At 71.7% G+C, this 18376-nt stretch carries 18 protein-coding genes; 13 read left to right on the forward strand and 5 right to left on the reverse strand.

Annotated features, from left to right (window positions below; all coding sequences use genetic code 11):
• Positions 1-101: 101 nt before the first annotated feature.
• Positions 102-1256, forward strand: coding sequence for a 4-hydroxyphenylpyruvate dioxygenase (hppD, locus tag ACEPPI_RS03360; protein ID WP_373913748.1), 1155 nt, complete (start codon positions 102-104; stop codon positions 1254-1256).
• A 106-nt stretch (positions 1257-1362) separates the two neighbouring features.
• Here the strand turns inward: hppD and ACEPPI_RS03365 are convergent, their stop codons facing one another.
• The gene (locus ACEPPI_RS03365; RefSeq protein ID WP_373913749.1) at positions 1363-2973 is read right to left on the reverse strand and encodes a hypothetical protein; all 1611 of its coding nucleotides are present in this window, start codon (positions 2971-2973) and stop codon (positions 1363-1365) included.
• Positions 2974-2982: 9 nt separating this feature from the next.
• Here ACEPPI_RS03365 and ACEPPI_RS03370 point away from each other — a divergent pair, with 9 nt between their 5' ends.
• Positions 2983-4464, forward strand: a complete 1482-nt coding sequence (locus ACEPPI_RS03370; protein WP_373913750.1) for an FAD-binding oxidoreductase — start codon at positions 2983-2985, stop codon at positions 4462-4464.
• 38 nt (positions 4465-4502) lie between these two features.
• On the opposite strand, the gene ACEPPI_RS03375 is transcribed toward ACEPPI_RS03370, so the two are convergent.
• The gene (locus ACEPPI_RS03375) at positions 4503-4982 is read right to left on the reverse strand and encodes an SsgA family sporulation/cell division regulator (RefSeq protein ID WP_373913751.1); all 480 of its coding nucleotides are present in this window, start codon (positions 4980-4982) and stop codon (positions 4503-4505) included.
• A 1372-nt stretch (positions 4983-6354) separates the two neighbouring features.
• Between ACEPPI_RS03375 and ACEPPI_RS03380 the strand changes: the two genes are divergently transcribed.
• Both ACEPPI_RS03380 and ACEPPI_RS03385 read left to right on the forward strand, forming a co-directional pair.
• Positions 6355-6834, forward strand: a complete 480-nt coding sequence (locus ACEPPI_RS03380; RefSeq protein ID WP_373913752.1) for an RDD family protein — start codon at positions 6355-6357, stop codon at positions 6832-6834.
• 88 nt (positions 6835-6922) lie between these two features.
• The gene (locus ACEPPI_RS03385) at positions 6923-7657 is read left to right on the forward strand and encodes an RDD family protein (protein WP_373913753.1); all 735 of its coding nucleotides are present in this window, start codon (positions 6923-6925) and stop codon (positions 7655-7657) included.
• A gap of 98 nt (positions 7658-7755) precedes the next feature.
• On the opposite strand, the gene ACEPPI_RS03390 is transcribed toward ACEPPI_RS03385, so the two are convergent.
• Positions 7756-8046 (reverse strand): hypothetical protein, encoded by a 291-nt coding sequence (locus tag ACEPPI_RS03390; protein WP_373913754.1) that lies wholly within the window; start codon positions 8044-8046, stop codon positions 7756-7758.
• Between the two features lie 448 nt (positions 8047-8494).
• Between ACEPPI_RS03390 and ACEPPI_RS03395 the strand changes: the two genes are divergently transcribed.
• Both ACEPPI_RS03395 and ACEPPI_RS03400 read left to right on the forward strand, forming a co-directional pair.
• On the forward strand, positions 8495-10852 hold the full coding sequence (locus tag ACEPPI_RS03395) for an immune inhibitor A domain-containing protein (protein ID WP_373913838.1): 2358 nt from the start codon (positions 8495-8497) through the stop codon (positions 10850-10852).
• A 112-nt stretch (positions 10853-10964) separates the two neighbouring features.
• On the forward strand, positions 10965-11270 hold the full coding sequence (locus ACEPPI_RS03400) for a hypothetical protein (protein WP_266839281.1): 306 nt from the start codon (positions 10965-10967) through the stop codon (positions 11268-11270).
• A 95-nt stretch (positions 11271-11365) separates the two neighbouring features.
• Here the strand turns inward: ACEPPI_RS03400 and ACEPPI_RS03405 are convergent, their stop codons facing one another.
• Both ACEPPI_RS03405 and ACEPPI_RS03410 read right to left on the reverse strand, forming a co-directional pair.
• Positions 11366-11965: an isochorismatase family protein gene (locus tag ACEPPI_RS03405; protein ID WP_373913755.1), complete on the reverse strand. Its 600-nt coding sequence runs from the start codon at positions 11963-11965 to the stop codon at positions 11366-11368.
• A 103-nt stretch (positions 11966-12068) separates the two neighbouring features.
• Positions 12069-13397 (reverse strand): nicotinate phosphoribosyltransferase, encoded by a 1329-nt coding sequence (locus tag ACEPPI_RS03410; protein WP_373913756.1) that lies wholly within the window; start codon positions 13395-13397, stop codon positions 12069-12071.
• A gap of 81 nt (positions 13398-13478) precedes the next feature.
• Between ACEPPI_RS03410 and clpS the strand changes: the two genes are divergently transcribed.
• The 7 genes from clpS to ACEPPI_RS03445 all read left to right on the forward strand — a co-directional run bounded on the left by clpS (position 13479) and on the right by ACEPPI_RS03445 (position 18222).
• Complete coding sequence (gene clpS / locus ACEPPI_RS03415; protein WP_030239090.1) at positions 13479-13793, forward strand: ATP-dependent Clp protease adapter ClpS; 315 nt, start codon at positions 13479-13481, stop codon at positions 13791-13793.
• On the forward strand, positions 13793-14392 hold the full coding sequence (locus tag ACEPPI_RS03420) for a DUF2017 domain-containing protein (protein WP_373913757.1): 600 nt from the start codon (positions 13793-13795) through the stop codon (positions 14390-14392). Before clpS ends, ACEPPI_RS03420 begins: the two co-directional genes overlap by 1 nt.
• Positions 14393-14710: 318 nt before the next feature.
• Complete coding sequence (locus tag ACEPPI_RS03425; RefSeq protein ID WP_373913758.1) at positions 14711-16165, forward strand: amino acid permease; 1455 nt, start codon at positions 14711-14713, stop codon at positions 16163-16165.
• A gap of 136 nt (positions 16166-16301) precedes the next feature.
• Entirely contained in the window at positions 16302-16724 is a 423-nt protein-coding gene (locus ACEPPI_RS03430) for a M67 family metallopeptidase (RefSeq protein ID WP_356217615.1), read from the forward strand.
• A gap of 77 nt (positions 16725-16801) precedes the next feature.
• Positions 16802-16909 (forward strand): putative leader peptide, encoded by a 108-nt coding sequence (locus tag ACEPPI_RS03435; RefSeq protein WP_311736929.1) that lies wholly within the window; start codon positions 16802-16804, stop codon positions 16907-16909.
• A gap of 84 nt (positions 16910-16993) precedes the next feature.
• Positions 16994-17272, forward strand: a complete 279-nt coding sequence (locus tag ACEPPI_RS03440) for a MoaD/ThiS family protein (protein WP_356217617.1) — start codon at positions 16994-16996, stop codon at positions 17270-17272.
• Complete coding sequence (locus ACEPPI_RS03445; protein ID WP_266839271.1) at positions 17272-18222, forward strand: cysteine synthase; 951 nt, start codon at positions 17272-17274, stop codon at positions 18220-18222. Before ACEPPI_RS03440 ends, ACEPPI_RS03445 begins: the two co-directional genes overlap by 1 nt.
• Positions 18223-18376 lie beyond the last annotated feature (154 nt).

The raw sequence follows: 18376 nt of genomic DNA on the forward strand, positions 1-18376 counted from the left end.
ACTGCACAGATCTCTCAGCCATCCTGCGCCGGTGCTGAGCATTGTGTACAGCAGAAATGGAAACTATTGCGCAGCTTGTGGAAGGGCGGGACTCTGCGCTCATGACTGAGTCTCTGGTGAACCTCGAAACCACCCCGCACACCGCGCGTGAGGCCGACCCCTTCCCGGTGAAGGGCATGGACGCGGTCGTCTTCGCCGTGGGCAACGCCAAGCAGGCCGCGCACTACTACTCCACCGCCTTCGGCATGAAGCTCGTCGCCTACTCCGGACCGGAGAACGGCAGCCGCGAGACCGCCAGCTACGTCCTCACCAACGGCTCCGCGCGCTTCGTCCTCACCTCGGTCATCAAGCCGACGACCGACCACGGCCGCTTCATCGCCGAGCACGTCGCCGAGCACGGTGACGGCGTCATCGACCTCGCCATCGAGGTCCCCGACGTCCGCGCGGCGTACGCGTACGCCGTCGAGCAGGGCGCGCGCGGGCTGGACGAGCCGTACGAGGTCAAGGACGAGCACGGCACCGTGGTGCTGGCCGCCATCGCCACCTACGGCCAGACCCGTCACACGCTGGTCGAGCGCACCGACTACGACGGCCCGTACCTGCCCGGCTACGCGGCCGCCGAGCCGATCGTCGCCCCGCCCGCGAAGCGGACCTTCCAGGCCATCGACCACTGCGTGGGCAACGTCGAGCTCGGCCGGATGAACGAGTGGGTGGCGTTCTACAACAAGGTCATGGGCTTCACGAACATGAAGGAGTTCGTGGGCGACGACATCGCGACCGAGTACTCGGCGCTGATGTCGAAGGTGGTCGCGGACGGCACCAAGAAGGTCAAGTTCCCGATCAACGAGCCGGCGATCGCGAAGAAGAAGTCGCAGATCGACGAGTACCTGGAGTTCTACGGCGGCCCCGGCGTCCAGCACATCGCGCTCGCGTCGAACGACATCGTGGCGACCGTGCGGACGATGCGGGCGGCGGGCGTCCAGTTCCTGTCCGTGCCGGACTCGTACTACGACACGCTGGGCGAGTGGGTCGGCGACACGCGCGTGCCGATCGACGAGCTGCGCGAGCTGAAGATCCTGGCGGACCGTGACGAGGACGGCTACCTGCTGCAGATCTTCACCAAGCCGGTGCAGGACCGTCCGACGGTCTTCTTCGAGATCATCGAGCGGCACGGCTCGATGGGCTTCGGCAAGGGCAACTTCAAGGCCCTGTTCGAGGCGATCGAGCGGGAGCAGGAGAAGCGCGGCAACCTGTAGGCCGCGCGGGCCCGGGTCCCAGGGGCCCGGGCCGGCCCGCCGCCGAGGGTGGGGTGGGGAGGGGCTGCCGCTGCGCGGAGCCCCTTCCCACCCCACCCTTCCTCCGTCAGGTGGTCGAGGGGCTCGGCTTCGGTGGGTTCGGCTTCGCCGGGGTCGGCTTCGGCTTGGGCTTCGGGGGGTTGGGCTTCGGGAGTTCGGGGGCCACCCACGGTGTACGGGGCTGCATGTTCTCCGGGCCGCCCGAGGGCGGCTGGCCGATCGTGGCGAGGGCTTCCTTCGCGAGGGGGCCGCGGACCGGGGAGAAGCCCGGGTTCGTCCGCAGGGCCTCCTCAAGGTGGCGGCGGGCCGCCGCCTCGTCGCCCAGGCCCCGCTCGATCATCGCCCGGTGGTAGGCGAACTCCGCGCTGCGCAGCCCGAGCTCGGTGGCCTTCTTCGCGTGCTCCAGGGCCGCCGTGTCCTCCCCGCCGCGGTGCAGTGCCCAGCCCAGGGCGTCGGCCACCTGCACGCTCTTGTGCCGCTTCCACTCCGCCGACAGGCGGCGTACGGCGGCGCCCGCGTCCCCGTGGTCGGCCTCGAACAGGCCCAGGACCACCGCCTCGTTGACGCCGTTCGCCTCGCCGCGGGCCGCCAGCACCGACACGGCCTCGTACTGGACCCGGGCCTCCTCCGGCCGTCCCAGCGAGTCCAGCAGCTCGCCCAGCTCCAGCGCCAGCCGCGGCTCCGGCGTACGGCCCAGCGCCAGCCGGTAGTCCCGTACCGCCTCCCCGCCCCGGCCCAGCGCGGCCAGCGCCCGCGCCCGGCCGCCCAGGGCCTCCGCCCGTGCCGGGTCCGTGCGCAGCGCGGCCTCCTGCTGGCGCAGCGCCTCCGCCGCGTCACCCCGCTCGAAGGCGAGCTCCCCGAGCCGGTACAGCACGTACGCCTTCTCCGCCGGCGCCTTCGCCGCGCCCGCCGCGTGCTCCAGCGACACCACCGCGTCCTCGCGCCAGCCGCGGTCCCGGTAGACCTGGGCGGCCCGCAGGTGCGCGGCCAGTCCCTCGCGGAGCTCCGACAGCTGCTCCAGCGCCTTCTGGGCGGCCTTGTAGTCGCCGAGGCCCGTGTACGCGTCCACCAGGACCGGGTACGCCGCCCAGCGCCGCGGCGCCTGCGCCCGTACGAGCTCGCCCCACTTCTTCGCCGTCCCGAAGTCCGCGCGGGCGTTGGCGAGGGCTCCCATGCCCGTCATCGCGTCGAAGTTGCCCTTCTCCGCGGGCCGGGTGTCCAGCGACCGCTTGAGCGCCTTCTCCGCCTTCGGGTACCAGTCCGATTCGGCCGTCCGCCGCGCCTGTTCGAGGTACGCGGACCCGAGCACCGCCCACGAAGCGTCGTCGTCGGCGTGCGCGGCGACCCACTTCTCCCGGTCCGCCACCAGCGCCGTCAGGTCCACCGCGGCCGCCGGGGCGCCCACGCCGACCGCCGACGCGGCCCGTTCGCTCGGCCCCGGCGGGCGGGCGTCGTCGCCCGTGCGGGCCGGTCGGATCAGCAGGGCCCCGGCGATCAGGACCACCGCCACCGCGGCCGCCACCACCGTCTTGCGGCCGGTGAAGGTCACGGGCGGCGCGGGCTGCTGCGAATGCTCGTCGAAACCGTCCATGCGCTCACTGTGCGTCAATATGAAGAGTTCGCCGAGGTGTCCGAAGCCGGTCGCGGCCGTGTTCACACCGATGGCCCCGGCTGTCACGCTGGCCCCATGGATGACGATCTGTCGGCACGGCTTTCCGAGCGGTCTCCCGAGCAGTTCCCCGAGGAGTCCCCCGAGGAGTCCCCCGAGGGGTCCTCCGACCAGTGCCCCGAGGACCCCTCCGCGCAGCGGCTCCTCGCGCGCCTGCGCGAGGGGCTCCCGCCCGAGGCCCTCCTCACGGATCCCCAGGTCACCGCCTCCTACGCCACCGACATGGCGAGCTTCTGCGCCGCCGGCACGCCCGCCGCCGTCGTCCTGCCCCGCACCGTGGACCAGGTACGGCACGTGATGCGCACCGCGACCGCCCTACGGGTCCCGGTCGTCCCCCAGGGCGCCCGTACCGGCCTGTCGGGCGCCGCCAACGCCTCGGACGGCTGCATCGTGCTGTCCCTCGTGAAGATGGACCGGATCCTGGAGATCTCCGCGGTCGACCGGATCGCCGTCGTCGAGCCGGGCGTGGTCAACGCGGTCCTCTCGCGGGCCGTGGCCGAACAGGGCCTGTACTACCCGCCCGACCCGTCCAGCTGGGAGCAGTGCACCATCGGCGGCAACATCGGCACCGCCTCGGGCGGCCTGTGCTGCGTCAAGTACGGGGTCACCGCCGAGTACGTGCTCGGCCTCGACGTGGTCCTCGCCGACGGGCGGCTGCTGCACACGGGTCGGCGCACCGCCAAGGGGGTCGCCGGATATGACCTGACCCGGCTCTTCGTGGGCTCCGAGGGCAGCCTCGGCGTGGTCGTCCGGGCCGTGCTGGCGCTGCGGCCGGCGCCGCCCCGGCAGCTGGCGCTGGCCGCCGAGTTCCCCTCCGTCGCGGCGGCCTGCGAAGCGGTCTGCGCCGTCATGGAGGCGGGGCTGGCGCCCTCGCTGCTGGAGCTGATGGACCGGACGACCGTCCGCGCCGTCAACGCCCTCGGCCGCATGGGGCTGCCCGAGAGCACGGAGGCGCTGCTGCTGGCCGCCTTCGACACCCCGGACGCGTCCGACGGTCTCGCGGCCGTCGGCCGGCTGTGCACCGCCGCCGGGGCCACCGCCGTCGTCCCCGCCGAGGACGAGGCGGAGTCGGAACTCCTGCTGCAGGCCCGCCGGATGTCCCTGACCGCCCTGGAGGCGCTGAGGCCCGCGACGATGATCGACGACGTCTGCGTACCCCGGTCGCGGCTCGCCGAGATGCTCGCCGGCACGGAGGCCGTCGCCCGGGAGTACGGGCTGCTCATCGGCGTCTGCGCGCACGCCGGGGACGGCAACACCCACCCGGTGGTCTGCTTCGACCCCGCGGACGAGGACGAGGCGCGGCGGGCCCGGGAGTCCTTCGACGCCATCATGGCGCTGGGTCTGGAACTCGGCGGGACGATCACCGGCGAGCACGGGGTCGGGGTGCTGAAGAAGGAGTGGCTCGCCCGCGAACTCGGGCCGGTCGGCCTGGAGATGCAGCGCAACGTCAAGCGGGCCTTCGACCCGCTCGGGCTGCTCAATCCCGGCAAGCTCTTCTGAGGAGGGGGTCCCGGAGGTGCGGTCGTCGGGCGTGCGCATCACAGGTCACCGTCCGCCGACTCGTCCGAGGGCCACGGGTCGCGCAGCCACAGGTCGTCCGCCGGGGTCGGGGTCAGCAGCTCCGCCAGCGCCGCGTCCAGTCCGAGCCGGTCCGCCTCGGTCCCCGGCGGCACCACGCGCAGGGTCCGCTCCAGCCACGCCGACACCGATCCGGCCGGGGCCTCCAGCAGGGCGTCGCCGTCGGCGGAGCTGAGCGCCATGCACAGGACCGCCCTGTTGTCGATCTTCGTGGGCCAGATCCGGACGTCTCCGTGCCCGCACGGACGGAACACCCCCTCGACGAGCAGCTCGCGCGCGAAAGTCCAGTTGACCGGGGCGCTGGAGCCGGTGTGGAAGGTGACGTGCACGGCGAACGGGTCGTCCGTGAGGTACAGCAGCCTGGCGGGGACGGGGACGCTCCGCTCGGGGGACAGGACCAGCTTCAGTTCCAGTTCGCGTTCGATGACGGGGTGGTGCATGGCGGCCTCGCTTCGGTGCTTCGCTTGCGGGTGCGGAGCCGGAACGGCCCCACACCCGCAGAGAGCGCCGATGCGCCCGGGTATGACGCGACTTTCGGCACCGAACGCGAAGTTGGCCGAAACCTATCGGCTGACCGAAAACAATCGGGTGGGGTGACGTTCGCCCGAAGGCTTGGAATCTCCCGTTACCGGACCTGTCGGGAGGGGGTTCTTGGCTATGGTCCTCCCCTTGGGTCCTCCCCTGCACAATCCTCAAGCCACGATCGGAGTTGGGGACATTGACGGCCTCCCCTGGTGACGGCGAGCGCGCGGCCCGCGAGGGCTACTACCCCGATCCGTCCATCCCCGGGTACGTCCGGTACTGGAACGGCGCTGCCTGGGTCCCCGGTACGAGCCGCCCCGCCGCGTCCGTCGCCCCGGTGCCCGCCCCCGCCGCGGTGCCCGCCCCCGCCGCGGTGCCCGCCGCGGCGTTCGCGTCGGCGTCGGCTCCCGCGTCGGCTCCGGCTTCCGCGTCGGTGTCCGGACCCGCTCCCGTGGACGAGACGGGGCCGGTGTTCCTCGACGAGACCTCCGCGACCGAGGTGCTGACCGGGCCGCGGACCGGCCCCGGCCCCGGCCCCGGCGCCGTCCCCCGACCGGGACCGGGACCCGGAGCGGACTCCGATCCGGCGGGCTGGCAGGCCGACCCCCTCCACCAGGCCGGCTTCGGCGGCCCCCGCGACGTGCGCGTCTCCTGGGGCGGCGGCCCGGCGGAACCGGAGCACCGGCCCGGGGGGATCTCCCTGGCCCGGCCCGCGCCCGCCACGGCTCCCGCGGCCCCCGCCCCCGCCCGGCAGCTTCCGGCGCAGGCCGCGGTGGAGAGCGCGGGCATCCTCTCGGCCCGCCCGCCGGCCTGGCCCGACGCCCCGGGGGCCGGCGCCTCGGGCCTCACCTCCAGCTGGCCGGAGGCCGCCCCGTCCGCACCCCGGGCGCGGAGCGCGCCGCGGCCCGTGGCGCCGCCCGAGGTACGGGGCCCGGCCCAGCCGGCCCACCCCCACCCTGCCCACCCGCATCCGGCCCCGCCCGAGGCCGAACCGTACGGGGGGTGGCCCCCCTCGGTCCCGTCCGCCACGGCAGCCCCCTCGGCCCCGCCGGCCCCCTCGGCGTTCGAGCCGCGGGATGCCGGCCGGAGCCCGGGGAACGTTCCGGCGGCCGCTCGCCCGGCCCCCGCCGGGCCCCGCCCGGAAACGCGCGAGGAGGCGGCCGAGTCCCCGTCGCAGTCCCCGCCGCGGCCCCCTCGGGGTTCGAGCCCCGTGGCGCGGACCGCGCCCCCGCCGCCCCCGCCGCCGCCCCCGTCCCTCCCGCGGAGGCGACCCGGGCCGTCTTCGAGGAGATGGCCGAGCGCGCCGTACGTCCCGCCGGGCTGGTCCGCCGGACCCTGGCCCGCGCCGTGGACTCCCTCGTCCTCGCCGGGGTCGCGACGGCCGCCGCGCTGCCCCTCGTACCGGAGGCGACGGCCCACGTACAGGTCAAGGTCGACGAGGCGCGGGCGAGCGGGCGGACCACCACGGTGTGGCTGCTCGACGGCACCATCACCGGCTACCTGGGTCTGGTCCTGGCGGCCGTCCTCGTCTTCGGGGTGTTCTACGAGGCGCTGCCCACCGCCCGCTGGGGCCGCACCCCGGGCAAGAAGCTGTTCGGGGTCCGCGTGCTGGCCGCCGCCACCCTGCGTCCGCCGGCCTTCGGCGCGGCCCTGCGGCGCTGGCTGGTGTACGCCCTGCTCGGCCTCCCGGGGAGCCTGTGGTGCCTCGTGGACCGCCCCCGCCGCCGGGCCTGGCACGACCGGGCCGCCGGGACGTACGTGGCCCGGTGACCGCCGCGGCGGGGCCGCGCCGGGGGCCGGTACCCCGAACGGACGCCGTCCCGTTGCGGACCCCGCGGACCCGGGTTCGACTCGGGCCATGAGTACCGACCAGCCGCCGCCGGGCCAGCCGCCCGAGGACGACCCGTTCCTCAAGAAGCCCCAGGAACCGACGCCTCCGTCGGGTGGTTCGCCGTACGGCTCACCGCCTCCGCCCCCCGGCGGCGGCAGCCCGCCCCCGCCGCCCCCGCCCCCGGGCGGCGGATACCCCCCGCCCCCGCCTCCGCCCCCGTACGGCGGCGGCGGAGACCCGTACGGCGGGGGAGGCGGCTACGGCATGCCCGACCCGCTCGCCGGGATGCCCCCGCTCGCCGACTTCGGCAGGCGGCTCGCGGCGCGCGTCATCGACGTGCTCATCGTCGGGGTGCCGCTGTTCCTCATCCAGCTGCCGTTCGGCAGGAACCGGTACGTGGTCGACACGAACAAGGGGGAGGACGTCAGCGAGGTCATCACGAAGTCGTACAACGGCTCGGGCCTGTTGTGGACGCTCGTCTCGATCGTCGCGTACGTCGGCTACGACTGGTGGCTGACCAAGCAGAGCGGTCAGACGGTCGGCAAGAAGGCCCTGGGCCTGCGCGTCGCGATGCTGAACGACGGCAGCGTGCCCCCGTCGAACCCCTCGCTCGGCCGGGCCGCCCTGCTCTGGATCCCGACCCTGGTGTGCTGCTTCTGCCTGTGGCCGCTCGCCCTGATCGTGTCGATGCTCGTCGACAAACCGTACCGGCAGGGCCTGCACGACAAGGTGGCCAAGACCGTGGTGGTCAAGACGACTTAGGCGCGTACGCGCACGGGTCCGCGCGGGCGGCCGTCCCTCCGGGGGTGGCCGCCCGCTCCGGTGTTCCCGCTCCGGTGTGTCCGCTCCGGTGTGTCCGCTCAGAGGCGGACGGGGTGCTCGGCGGGGACCGTTCGCGGTTCGGGCACCCGGTGGGCGTCCGGGGCGGTGGCGGTGGCGGCCGCCCGCCCCGTCCGCCCAGCGGCGTGCCGGCCGCGACGGCGCGGCTGCGGCACGGTGAGCGCGACCAGCAGCCCGAGGGCGAGCGCGGCCGCGGAGATGACGGCGACGCCGAGCCCCGTGCTCGTCTGCGAGAGCAGCAGCATGGCGATCGTCGACACGATGACGGTGGCGGAGCCGTAGGCGAGCTGTGCGGCAGTCGGACGCGGCATGGCGTGTTCCGTCCTCAAGGCGGGGAGGGGGAGCCGGCTCGACCGGTCGCGCGTCAAGTGACTCCAGGACGGGATGCCCGAGCCGCACCTGAAGTAAGCGTGACCTTACCCACGGTGTCGCAGCACGGGGGGCGCACGGGTTCACGTGATGCGCCGTCACCGGCCCCCGTGGAGCGCCCTTCGCCCTGGATGACCCCTGTTGGCGGCGGAACGTCCGAATAGCGGAACTCCTTGACCGCATAGTGCAGTTGTAAGGAAGAAGTCAAGGTCTGTCTTTTCTTTAGACTCTCCGGTCAAATGTCGTCACTTGAGACGCGCGCCGCGCGGAACCCCCCGCTCCTATGGAGATGTTCCGACCTACGTTGCGGCCGCGGGAGGGGAACGACATCAAGTGACCGGCAATATCGTCAGACGACGCACCCTGCGCACCCTGGCCATCGGTGTGACCATGGCCGCCTGCGCGACCAGCGCCACCTTCTTCACCGTCACCGCGGCCCAGGCGGACACCAAGGGCCCCGGCGTCTCCGCTTCCGACCGGCAGGACCCGACCGCTCCTGCCAAGCTCGTCGACCACGACCTCAAGGGGCCGTTCAGCGAGCAGCAGGCGAAGCAGAAGAAGGCCGCCCTGGAGCAGGTGCTGAGCGGCAAGAAGGACGTCGAGCAGCGCGGCGCCTCGAAGGTCGTCAAGCTGGACGACAAGAAGTACGTCGAGCTGGGCCGCGAGAAGACCGACAAGATCTTCACGATCCTCGTCGAGTTCGGCGACCAGGTCGACAACACGACCATGTTCGACCCGGACGGCCCCGACGGCCCGAAGCCGCCCGCGCCGAAGTACGGCGGCACCCCCGGCCCGCTGCACAACCAGATCGCGCAGCCGGACCGCGCGAACAACAACAGCACGGCCTGGCAGAAGGACTACAGCCGCCAGCACTTCCAGGACCTGTACTTCGGTACCGGTCAGGGCAAGGACTCGCTGAAGACCTACTACGAGAAGACCTCCTCGGGCCGCTACTCCGTCGACGGCCAGGTCGCCGACTGGGTCAAGATCCCGTACAACGAGGCCCGTTACGGCTCGAACTACTGCGGCCAGACCAACTGCTCCAACGTGTGGGACACCGTCAAGGACGGCGTCAACGCGTGGGTGGAGGCCCAGAAGAAGGCCGGCAAGACCGACGCCGAGATCAAGGCCACGCTGGCGCAGTACGACCAGTGGGACCGCAACGACTACGACGGCGACGGCAACTTCAACGAGCCCGACGGCTACATCGACCACTTCCAGATCGTCCACGCGGGCGAGGACGAGTCGGCCGGCGGCGGCGTGCAGGGCACCAACGCGCTGTGGGCGCACCGCTGGTACGCGTACGGCACCGACGCCGGCAAGACCGGCCCGGCGAACAACAAGGCCGGCGGTACCCAGATCGGTGACACCGGCATCTGGGTCGGCGACTACACGATGCAGCCGGAGAACGGCGGCCTCGGCGTCTTCGCGCACGAGTACGGCCACGACCTCGGTCTGCCGGACCTCTACGACACCTCCGGCGGCGGCGACAACTCCGTCGGCTTCTGGTCCCTGATGTCGGCCGGCTCCTGGCTCGGCGACGGCAAGGAGTCCATAGGCAACGTCCCCGGCGACATGACCGCCTGGGACAAGCTGCAGCTGGGCTGGCTGAACTTCGACAAGGCCAAGGCCGCGACGAAGTCCACCCACAAGCTGGGTGTGTCGGCGTACAACACCAAGGACAAGCAGGCGCTGCTCGTCGATCTGCCGAAGAAGCAGGTCAAGACCGACATCGTCGCTCCCGCCGAGGGTTCCTCGCAGTGGTGGAGCAACATGGGTGACGACCTGAAGAACACCCTCACCCGCTCCGTCGACCTGACGGGCAAGAAGTCCGCCGCCCTTTCCCTCAAGGGCTGGTGGGACATCGAGCAGGACTACGACTTCCTCTACACCGAGGTGTCCACGGACGGCGGCGCCACCTGGACCGCGCTGCACGGCACCGCCGACGGTGCGGCCATCCCGTCCGACGCCTCCGGCAGCCCGTCGCTGACCGGTGTCTCCGGCGCATGGAAGTCGCTGAACTTCCCGCTCGACGCCTACGCGGGCAAGAAGGTCGACCTCCGCTTCCGCTACCAGACGGACGGCGGCGCGGGCGGCAAGGGCTTCGCCGCCGACGCCCTCAACCTGACCGCGGACGGCGCCACCGTCTTCGCCGACGGCGCGGAGAACGGCGACAACGGCTGGACCGCCAAGGGCTTCTCCCGCCAGGGCGCCGGCTTCACCAAGGAGTACGCGCAGTACTACCTGGCCGAGAACCGCCGCTACGTCTCGTACGACTCGACCCTCAAGGTCGGCCCGTACAACTTCGGCTTCTCCAACACCAAGCCGGGCTGGGTCGAGCACTACCCGTACCAGGACGGCCTGCTGCTGTGGCTCTGGGACACCTCCCAGAAGGACAACAACACCAGCCAGCACCCGGGCTCCGGTCTGATCCTGCCGATCGACGCCAACGCCAAGCCGATGAAGTGGTCGGACGGCACCCTGCTGCGCAACAAGATCCAGCCGTACGACGCCCCGTTCAGCGCCTACTCGACGGACGCGTTCACCCTGCACAAGAACGGTGAGGCGCTCTTCGTCAAGCCGAAGCCGGCCCAGCTGGTCTTCGACGACCACAAGGGCAAGTACTGGTACGAGGAGAACCCGACCGGTTCGGTGAAGGTCACTGACACCAACACCAAGATCAAGATCGCGAAGGAGACCTACGACGGCCTCCAGATGACGGTCGAGGTCGGCCCCGCCACCAAGTAACTCCGTAAAACCGCAGGTCACAGCATGATCGGCCGTCGCCCTCTAGCGGGCGGCGGCCGATCGCGTTTAGATGCGGGTGCGAGTTTTGTTATTGACGGGGGAGCTGAAGATCATGCCAGGTGGAGGTTTCGTCAGACTGCCGGGCGGCAGCGTGGTGGTCGCGCTGACGCTGCCGCGGCCGACCGGAGAGGGCGGTAACGTCCGCGTGCTGGTGCACGCCGCGAACCGGGCCCGCGCCCTGACCAGGCTGCGGAACCTCGGCATGCGGGCCGTCTACCTGCGCGGCAACGCCCAGCCGCCGACCCCGGACGAGGTCACGGCCGTCCTCCACCACCCCGACGGCCTGCTGTGGCGGTGCGCACCGGACCGGGCGACGGAACTCTGGCACCCGATCCGCGCCCTCCTGGGCAACGCCTAGCCGCGGCCGCGCGGGGCCGCAGGAGGCCCGTGGCCGCCCCGCCGGGGGCCGCAGGGCCCTGCCGGGGCCCCGCCCGGGCCCCGGGCCGTCCCGCGTCAGCGACGGCCCGGGTCGGCGCCCGTCAGGGCCACGCCCGCCGTGCGCAGCTCGTCCAGGGCGCGGGTGGTGGTGTGGGGGGCCACGGCGGCCGTGAGGTCCAGCAGGACGCGGGTGGCGAACCCGGCGCGTGCCGCGTCGAGTGCGGTGGCCTTCACGCAGTGGTCGGTGGCGATGCCGACCACGTCGACCTCGCTCACCATGCGCTCGCGGAGCCAGTCCGCGAGCGTCACGCCGTTCTCGTCGGCCCCCTCGAAACCGCTGTACGCGGCCTCGTAGGCGCCCTTGTCGAAGACGGCGGCGACCGCGCCGGAGGCGACGGCCGGGGCGAAGTTCGGGTGGAAGCCGACGCCCTCGGTCCCGGCGACGCAGTGCACCGGCCAGGAGGTCTCGAAGTCGGGCTCGGCCGGGGGCCGCGCGAAGTGCGGACCGGGGTCGACGTGGTGGTCCCGGGTGGCGACCACGTGCCGGTAGCCGGCGGTGCTCTGCCCGATCAGCTCGGTGATCGCGGCGGCGACGTCGGCCCCGCCGGTGACGGCGAGGCTGCCGCCCTCGCAGAAGTCGTTCTGTACGTCGACGACGATCAGTGCGCGGTGCATGTCACATGCCTTTCGGCTGGTTGGTGTGCGGCGGGCCCTGCGGGGGCTCTTCCCCCGCCCCGCCCCTACCCGAAACGGGCCCCCGCCCACTCCGTCCGGCGGCTCAGACGTACTCCGTCGGGATCACGGCCTCGCCACGGGAGAGCTGCGTCGCCGAGAGGGGCAGCGCGGCGCGGGCCGCCAGGTGGCGCCGGCGCGCGGCCTCCAGGGGCTCGCGGGCCACCACCTCGCCCGCCTTGACGAGCTGGGTCAGCAGCTGGTGGTCGGCGAGGGCGGCCGGCACCGGGCCGGTGCCGACGACCTCCGCCTCGGCGATCCCGTCCGCGTCCACCCGGCGCGCGGCCCACTTGCGCCCGCCGATGGAGGTCTTGCCGCCGGTGGACTTCTTCGCGACCGGGGCCAGGGCGGCCTTCGGGTCGGCGGAGACCGCCCGCGCGACCAGCTTGTAGACCATCGAGCACGTCGGGTGCCCGCTGCCCGTCACCAGCTGGGTGCCGACCCCGTACGCGTCCACCGGCGCCGCCGCCAGCGAGGCGATGGCGTACTCGTCCAGGTCCGAGGTGACCACGATCCGCGTGTTCACCGCGCCGAGCTCGTCCAGCTGCTGGCGCACCCGGTGCGCGACCAGCAGCAGGTCGCCGGAGTCGATTCGGACGGCGCCCAGGTCGGTGCCCGCCACGTCCACGGCGGTGCGGACGGCCTCGGCCACGTCGTAGGTGTCCACCAGCAGGGTGGTGCCCCGGCCCAGCGAGGCCACCTGGGCGGTGAACGCGTCCCGTTCGTTGTCGTGCACGAGGGTGAAGGCGTGCGCGCTGGTGCCGACCGTCGGGATCCCGTACCGGAAGCCGGCCGCCAGGTCGGAGGTGGAGGCGAAGCCGCCCACGTACGCGGCCCGCGCCGAGGCGACGGCGGCCAGCTCGTGGGTGCGCCGTGCGCCCATCTCGATCAGTGGCCGCCCGCCGGCGGCGGAGGCCATCCGGGAGGCGGCGGCGGCGATGGCGGAGTCGTGGTTGAGGATCGACAGGATCACGGTCTCCAGCAGCACGCACTCGGCGAAGCTGCCCTCGACCCGCAGGAGCGGCGATCCGGGGAAGTAGACCTCCCCCTCCGGGTAGCCCCAGATGTCACCCGAGAAGCGGTACGAGGCCAGCCAGTCCAGCGTCCGCATGTCGACGACGGCCCGCTCCCGCAGGAACTCCAGCACCGCGCCGTCGAAGCGGAAGTTCTCGACGGCGTCCAGCACGCGCCCGGTGCCGCCGACGACTCCGTAGCGCCGGCCCTCGGGCAGCCGCCGGGTGAAGACCTCGAAGACCGAGCGCCGGTCGGCGGTGCCGTTGGCCAGGGCGGCCTGCAGCATCGTGAGCTCGTAATGGTCCGTGAAGAGCGCTGTCGACGGCACGTCCACCGGCAGGCCCAGGTCCGCAGGGTTCATGTCACGGATGCTAGCGCACATCTCGTCAAAGTGACGAGATGTAGGGGCCCGTTTGTGCGACGGACCCCTTGCAGTGGCAGCATGGGACAAGTGAGTGTTGCTCCCATTGAGATCGAACGCACCGAATCGGCCGAAGAGACCTTCGCGGTCCCCGAACCCGACGTCCCGTGGGTGACCCTGGTGCACAACGACCCGGTCAACCTCATGAGCTACGTGACGTACGTGTTCCAGGCGTACTTCGGCTACCCCAAGGACAAGGCGACCCGGCTGATGATGGACGTCCACCACAAGGGCCGGGCGGTCGTGTCCAGCGGCACCCGCGAGGAGATGGAACGGGACGTGCAGGCCATGCACGGCTACGGGCTCTGGGCGACCCTCTCGCAGGACCGCTTCTGATGGGCGGCGTGTTCGAGACCCGCGAGGGCGGCGGCGCCACCCTGGCCCTGGACGGGATCGAGATCTCGATCCTGCGCTCCCTCGCCGTGCAGCTGCTGGAGCTGATCGGCCCCGGCGAGCCGGAGCCCGCGGCGGACGCCGACCCGCTGGCCGTGCTCTTCGCCTCCGACGGCCCCACCGAACCCCCCTCCGACCCGGCGCTGGCCCGGCTCTTCCCCGACGCCTACGGGGGCCCCGGCGCGGACGGGGGGCAGAGCGAGGAGGAGCTGCGGGCGCGCTCGGCGGAATTCCGCCGCTTCACCGAGAACGACCTGCGCACCCGCAAGCGGGAGGACGCGCTGGCCGTGGTGCGCAGCCTCGACGCCCTCGCCCCGGACGGGGAGGGCGCGGCGCTGCTGGAGCTGACCGACGAGCTGCCGCTGCGCTGGCTCGGGGCCCTCAACGACCTGCGGCTGACCATCGCGGCGCGCCTGGACATCACCGAGGACGACGAGAGCGCGGTGCTCTTCCGCCTTCCGGACGACGATCCGCGCAAGCCGATGGTGATGGCCTACCTCTGGCTCGGCGGCCTGCAGGAAACGCTCATCGAGACCCTTTAGCCGCGCAACGGCCACGCGAGGTTCGCTCAGCGGACGCTCAAATCCGGATAACGATCAGATCACCGCCATGTGGTGATCTGATCTGTTCCATGCCCTATGTCTGGATTTTTTTATGCCGTGCGTCACATTTCGACTCCTCGGTCACCCATAAGCACGTGATAAATCTTCACGACCGCCGACGGGACGCCACCCATGTCCCCCGGCCCGCTTGAACCGGCTGACCGCCGGCGTGCAACTCCATCCGTATCCGGGGGGATCGAGGACCCGATCCGCAGCCAGTGAAGGCGCGGGTCGGCGTGGAGAAAGGCGCACCAAGACATGACCTCTGTGCAGGTCGAGCAGCACGACAAGACGCCCGGTGAGGGCGCGCAGGGCGAGGGCGAGGGGTACCACCGCGCACTCGGAGCCCGCCAGATCCAGATGATCGCCATCGGCGGAGCCATCGGCACCGGCCTGTTCATGGGCGCCGGCAAGGCGATCTCCAAGGCGGGCCCGAGCCTGATCCTGGCCTACGCCATCGCGGGCCTGGTCATCTTCTTCATCATGCGGGCGCTGGGCGAGCTGCTCATGTACCGCCCCGTGTCCGGTTCCTTCTCGGACTACGCCCGCGAGTTCCTGGGCCCGTTCTGGGGGTACGCGACCGGCTGGACGTACTGGCTGTTCTGGGTGGTCACCGGCATCGTCGAGGTCACCGCGGCGGCCAAGTACATGTCGTACTGGACCCACGACAGCTTCCCGCAGTGGGCCTACGCGCTGATCTTCACGGTCATCCTCTACCTGGCCAACCTGATCTCCGTGAAGCTCTTCGGTGAGCTGGAGTTCTGGTTCTCCATGGTCAAGGTCACCGCCATCGTCGGCATGATCCTGATCTGCGCCGGCATCCTCACCATCGGCTTCTCCGACGCCGCCGACACCGCCTCCGTCTCCAACCTGTGGAACAACGGCGGCTTCTTCCCCAACGGCATCGGCGAGACGCTGATGACCCTGCAGATCGTGATGTTCGCCTTCCTCGCGGTCGAGCTGGTCGGCGTCACCGCCGGCGAGTCCAAGGACCCCGAGAAGACCCTGCCCAAGGCCATCAACACCGTGCCGTGGCGCATCGCCGTCTTCTACGTCGGCGCCCTCATCATGATCATGTCGGTCATCCCGTGGTCGAACTTCAAGGCCGGCGAGAGCCCCTTCGTGCTGGCCTTCGAGAAGATGGGCCTCGGCGTCGGCGCCGCGATCGTCAACTTCGTCGTGCTGACCGCCGCGCTGTCCTCCTGCAACTCGGGCATGTACTCCACCGGCCGCATGCTGCGCGACCTCGCGCTCAACGGCCAGGGCCCGAAGTTCTTCACCAAGCTCACCAAGAGCGGCACCCCGCTCGTCGGCACCACCTTCTCCGCCGCGCTGATGCTGGTGGGCGTCTGGATCAACTACGTCGCCCCGGGCAAGGCCTTCGACTACGTCGTCTCCTTCGCCACCATCTCCGGCATGTGGGCCTGGATCATGATCCTGGTCTGCCAGATCCGCTACCGCGCCAAGGCCGACCGCGGCGAGCTGCCGCAGTCCTCCTTCCGCGCCCCCGGCGCCCCCTGGACCAGCTGGTTCGCCCTGCTCTTCATCGGCATGGTCATCGTGATGATGGGCGTCGACAAGGACTCCCGCGTCTCGCTGTACTGCGCGCCGCTGTGGGGCCTGATCCTCGGCGCCTCCTACCTCGTCCTCAAGAAGCGCAACCCGAGCGGCGCGGCCTTCAACAAGGCGGAGAAGGCCTCGCAGTCGGCCTGAGCACCGCCCCCGGACCGTGGGTCCCGGCCGCCTGCCACGGCCGGGAAGCACGCCCCCACGGGCCTCGTGTCCATCATTCGGGCCCTCCCGTACCGCTCCTCGGTACGGGAGGGCCCGTCTGCTTATCCTGTCGCTCATGCTGACCCTCACCCAGGACCTGTACGACCGGATCGTCGAGCACGCCCGCAAGGACCACCCCGACGAGGCGTGCGGCATCGTGGCCGGCCCGGCGGGTACCGGGCGCCCCGAGCGGTTCGTGCCCATGCTCAACGCGGCCCGCTCGCCCACGTTCTACGAGTTCGACTCGAAGGATCTGCTGAAGCTCTACCGCGAACTGGACGACCGCGACGAGGAGCCGGTGATCGTCTACCACTCCCACACCGCGACCGAGGCCTACCCCTCGCGCACCGACATCACGTACGCCAACGAGCCCGGAGCGCACTACGTCCTGGTCTCCACGGCCGACCAGGACGGCCTCGGCGAGTTCCAGTTCCGGTCCTACCGGATCGTCGACGGAGTGATCACGGAGGAAGAAGTGCAGGTCGTCGAGGGCTACTGACCAGTATGCGAGCGGATGTGGTCCACGATGCGGGATCACACTCCAAACGGGGGACCGGGAATCGTTAACATGACCGCATGGTTTCCCACGACGTGAGCATCGAGACGCCCGGCAGGCTGCTGCTCGTGGCGCGGCTGCACGTCGACCTGTGCCGCCTCGCCAGCGCCATCTGTCCTGCCGCCTGAGCACCCCGGCCCCCGTGCGGGGCCGCAAGAGCCGCGCGCCCGCACTTCCCTTATCTCGCCCTCCCGACACTGGAGCCCGCCGCCATGGCCATCGAGGTCCGCATCCCCACCATCCTCCGCACCTACACCGACGGCGAGAAGGCCGTGAACGGTGAAGGCGCGACCCTCGCCGACCTGCTCGCCGACCTGGAGACCCGCCACAAGGGCATCGAGGAGCGCATCGTCGACGGCGGCCAGCTGCGCCGCTTCGTGAACGTCTACCTCAACGACGAGGACGTCCGCTTCCTCGACGGCATCTCCACCGCCCTCAAGGACGGCGACAGCGTCACCATCCTCCCGGCCGTGGCCGGCGGCTCGAAGTAATGCGCTACGACTCCCCGCTCGCGGCGGTCGGCAACACCCCGCTGGTCCGGCTGCCGCGTCTGTCGCCCTCGGCGGACGTACGCATCTGGGCCAAGCTGGAGGACCGCAACCCGACCGGCTCGATCAAGGACCGCCCCGCGCTCCACATGGTCGAGCAGGCGGAGAAGGACGGCCGCCTCTTCCCCGGCTGCACCATCCTGGAACCCACCTCCGGCAACACGGGCATCTCGCTCGCCATGGCCGCGAAGCTCAAGGGCTACCGGATCGTGTGCGTGATGCCGGAGAACACCTCGCAGGAGCGCCGGGACCTTCTCGCGATGTGGGGAGCCGAGATCATCTCTTCGCCGGCGGCGGGCGGCTCCAACACCGCCGTGCGGGTGGCCAAGGAACTGGCGGCCGAGCACCCCGACTGGGTGATGCTCTACCAATACGGCAACCCGGACAACGCGGGCGCCCACTACGCGACCACGGGCCCCGAGATCCTCGCCGACCTGCCCTCCATCACCCACTTCGTGGCGGGCCTCGGTACGACCGGCACCCTGATGGGCGTCGGCCGCTACCTGCGCGAGCACGTCCCGGGCGTGAAGATCGTCGCCGCCGAGCCGCGCTACGACGACCTCGTCTACGGCCTGCGCAACCTCGACGAGGGCTTCGTCCCGGAGCTCTACGACGCCTCGGTCCTGACGACCCGCTACTCGGTCGGCTCCGCGGACGCGGTCACCCGCACCCGCGACCTGCTCCGCGAGGAGGGCATCTTCGCGGGCGTCTCCACGGGCGCGGCGCTGCACGCGGCGATCGGCGTCGGCCGCAAGGCGGTCGCGGCGGGGGAGACGGCGGACATCGTGTTCGTCGTGGCCGACGGCGGCTGGAAGTACCTTTCGACGGGCGTCTACACGGCGGCCACGACGGAAGAGGCCATCGAGGTCCTCCAGGGCCAGCTCTGGGCGTAGCCGTCCCGGCCCGCGCTGCGCGGGGCGAGGTCCCCTACCCGCCCTCCGCCCGTTCCCCGGGGCAAGCCCCGGACCCCGCGGGGGTCTGGGGGCGGAGCCCCCGGGGAACGGGCGAAGGTCGGGGCGGGGCCTCGCACCGCGCAGCGGCACGCAC

The sequence above is a fragment of the Streptomyces sp. AB3(2024) genome, assembly GCF_041862025.1.
Classification (GTDB): Bacteria; Actinomycetota; Actinomycetes; order Streptomycetales; family Streptomycetaceae; genus Streptomyces.

Excerpts from the sequence above, each read along its gene's own strand:
- hppD (WP_373913748.1), top strand. The coding sequence starts at position 102 with ATGACTGAGTCTCTGGTGAACCTCGAAACCACCCCGCACACCGCGCGT.
- ACEPPI_RS03370 (WP_373913750.1), top strand. The coding sequence starts at position 2,983 with ATGGATGACGATCTGTCGGCACGGCTTTCCGAGCGGTCTCCCGAGCAG.
- ACEPPI_RS03375 (WP_373913751.1), bottom strand. The coding sequence starts at position 4,982 with ATGCACCACCCCGTCATCGAACGCGAACTGGAACTGAAGCTGGTCCTG.
- ACEPPI_RS03380 (WP_373913752.1), top strand. The coding sequence starts at position 6,355 with ATGGCCGAGCGCGCCGTACGTCCCGCCGGGCTGGTCCGCCGGACCCTG.
- ACEPPI_RS03385 (WP_373913753.1), top strand. The coding sequence starts at position 6,923 with ATGAGTACCGACCAGCCGCCGCCGGGCCAGCCGCCCGAGGACGACCCG.
- ACEPPI_RS03390 (WP_373913754.1), bottom strand. The coding sequence starts at position 8,046 with ATGCCGCGTCCGACTGCCGCACAGCTCGCCTACGGCTCCGCCACCGTC.
- ACEPPI_RS03395 (WP_373913838.1), top strand. The coding sequence starts at position 8,495 with ATGGCCGCCTGCGCGACCAGCGCCACCTTCTTCACCGTCACCGCGGCC.
- ACEPPI_RS03400 (WP_266839281.1), top strand. The coding sequence starts at position 10,965 with ATGCCAGGTGGAGGTTTCGTCAGACTGCCGGGCGGCAGCGTGGTGGTC.
- ACEPPI_RS03405 (WP_373913755.1), bottom strand. The coding sequence starts at position 11,965 with ATGCACCGCGCACTGATCGTCGTCGACGTACAGAACGACTTCTGCGAG.
- ACEPPI_RS03410 (WP_373913756.1), bottom strand. The coding sequence starts at position 13,397 with ATGAACCCTGCGGACCTGGGCCTGCCGGTGGACGTGCCGTCGACAGCG.
- clpS (WP_030239090.1), top strand. The coding sequence starts at position 13,479 with ATGGGACAAGTGAGTGTTGCTCCCATTGAGATCGAACGCACCGAATCG.
- ACEPPI_RS03420 (WP_373913757.1), top strand. The coding sequence starts at position 13,793 with ATGGGCGGCGTGTTCGAGACCCGCGAGGGCGGCGGCGCCACCCTGGCC.
- ACEPPI_RS03425 (WP_373913758.1), top strand. The coding sequence starts at position 14,711 with ATGACCTCTGTGCAGGTCGAGCAGCACGACAAGACGCCCGGTGAGGGC.
- ACEPPI_RS03430 (WP_356217615.1), top strand. The coding sequence starts at position 16,302 with ATGCTGACCCTCACCCAGGACCTGTACGACCGGATCGTCGAGCACGCC.
- ACEPPI_RS03435 (WP_311736929.1), top strand. The coding sequence starts at position 16,802 with ATGGTTTCCCACGACGTGAGCATCGAGACGCCCGGCAGGCTGCTGCTC.
- ACEPPI_RS03440 (WP_356217617.1), top strand. The coding sequence starts at position 16,994 with ATGGCCATCGAGGTCCGCATCCCCACCATCCTCCGCACCTACACCGAC.
- ACEPPI_RS03445 (WP_266839271.1), top strand. The coding sequence starts at position 17,272 with ATGCGCTACGACTCCCCGCTCGCGGCGGTCGGCAACACCCCGCTGGTC.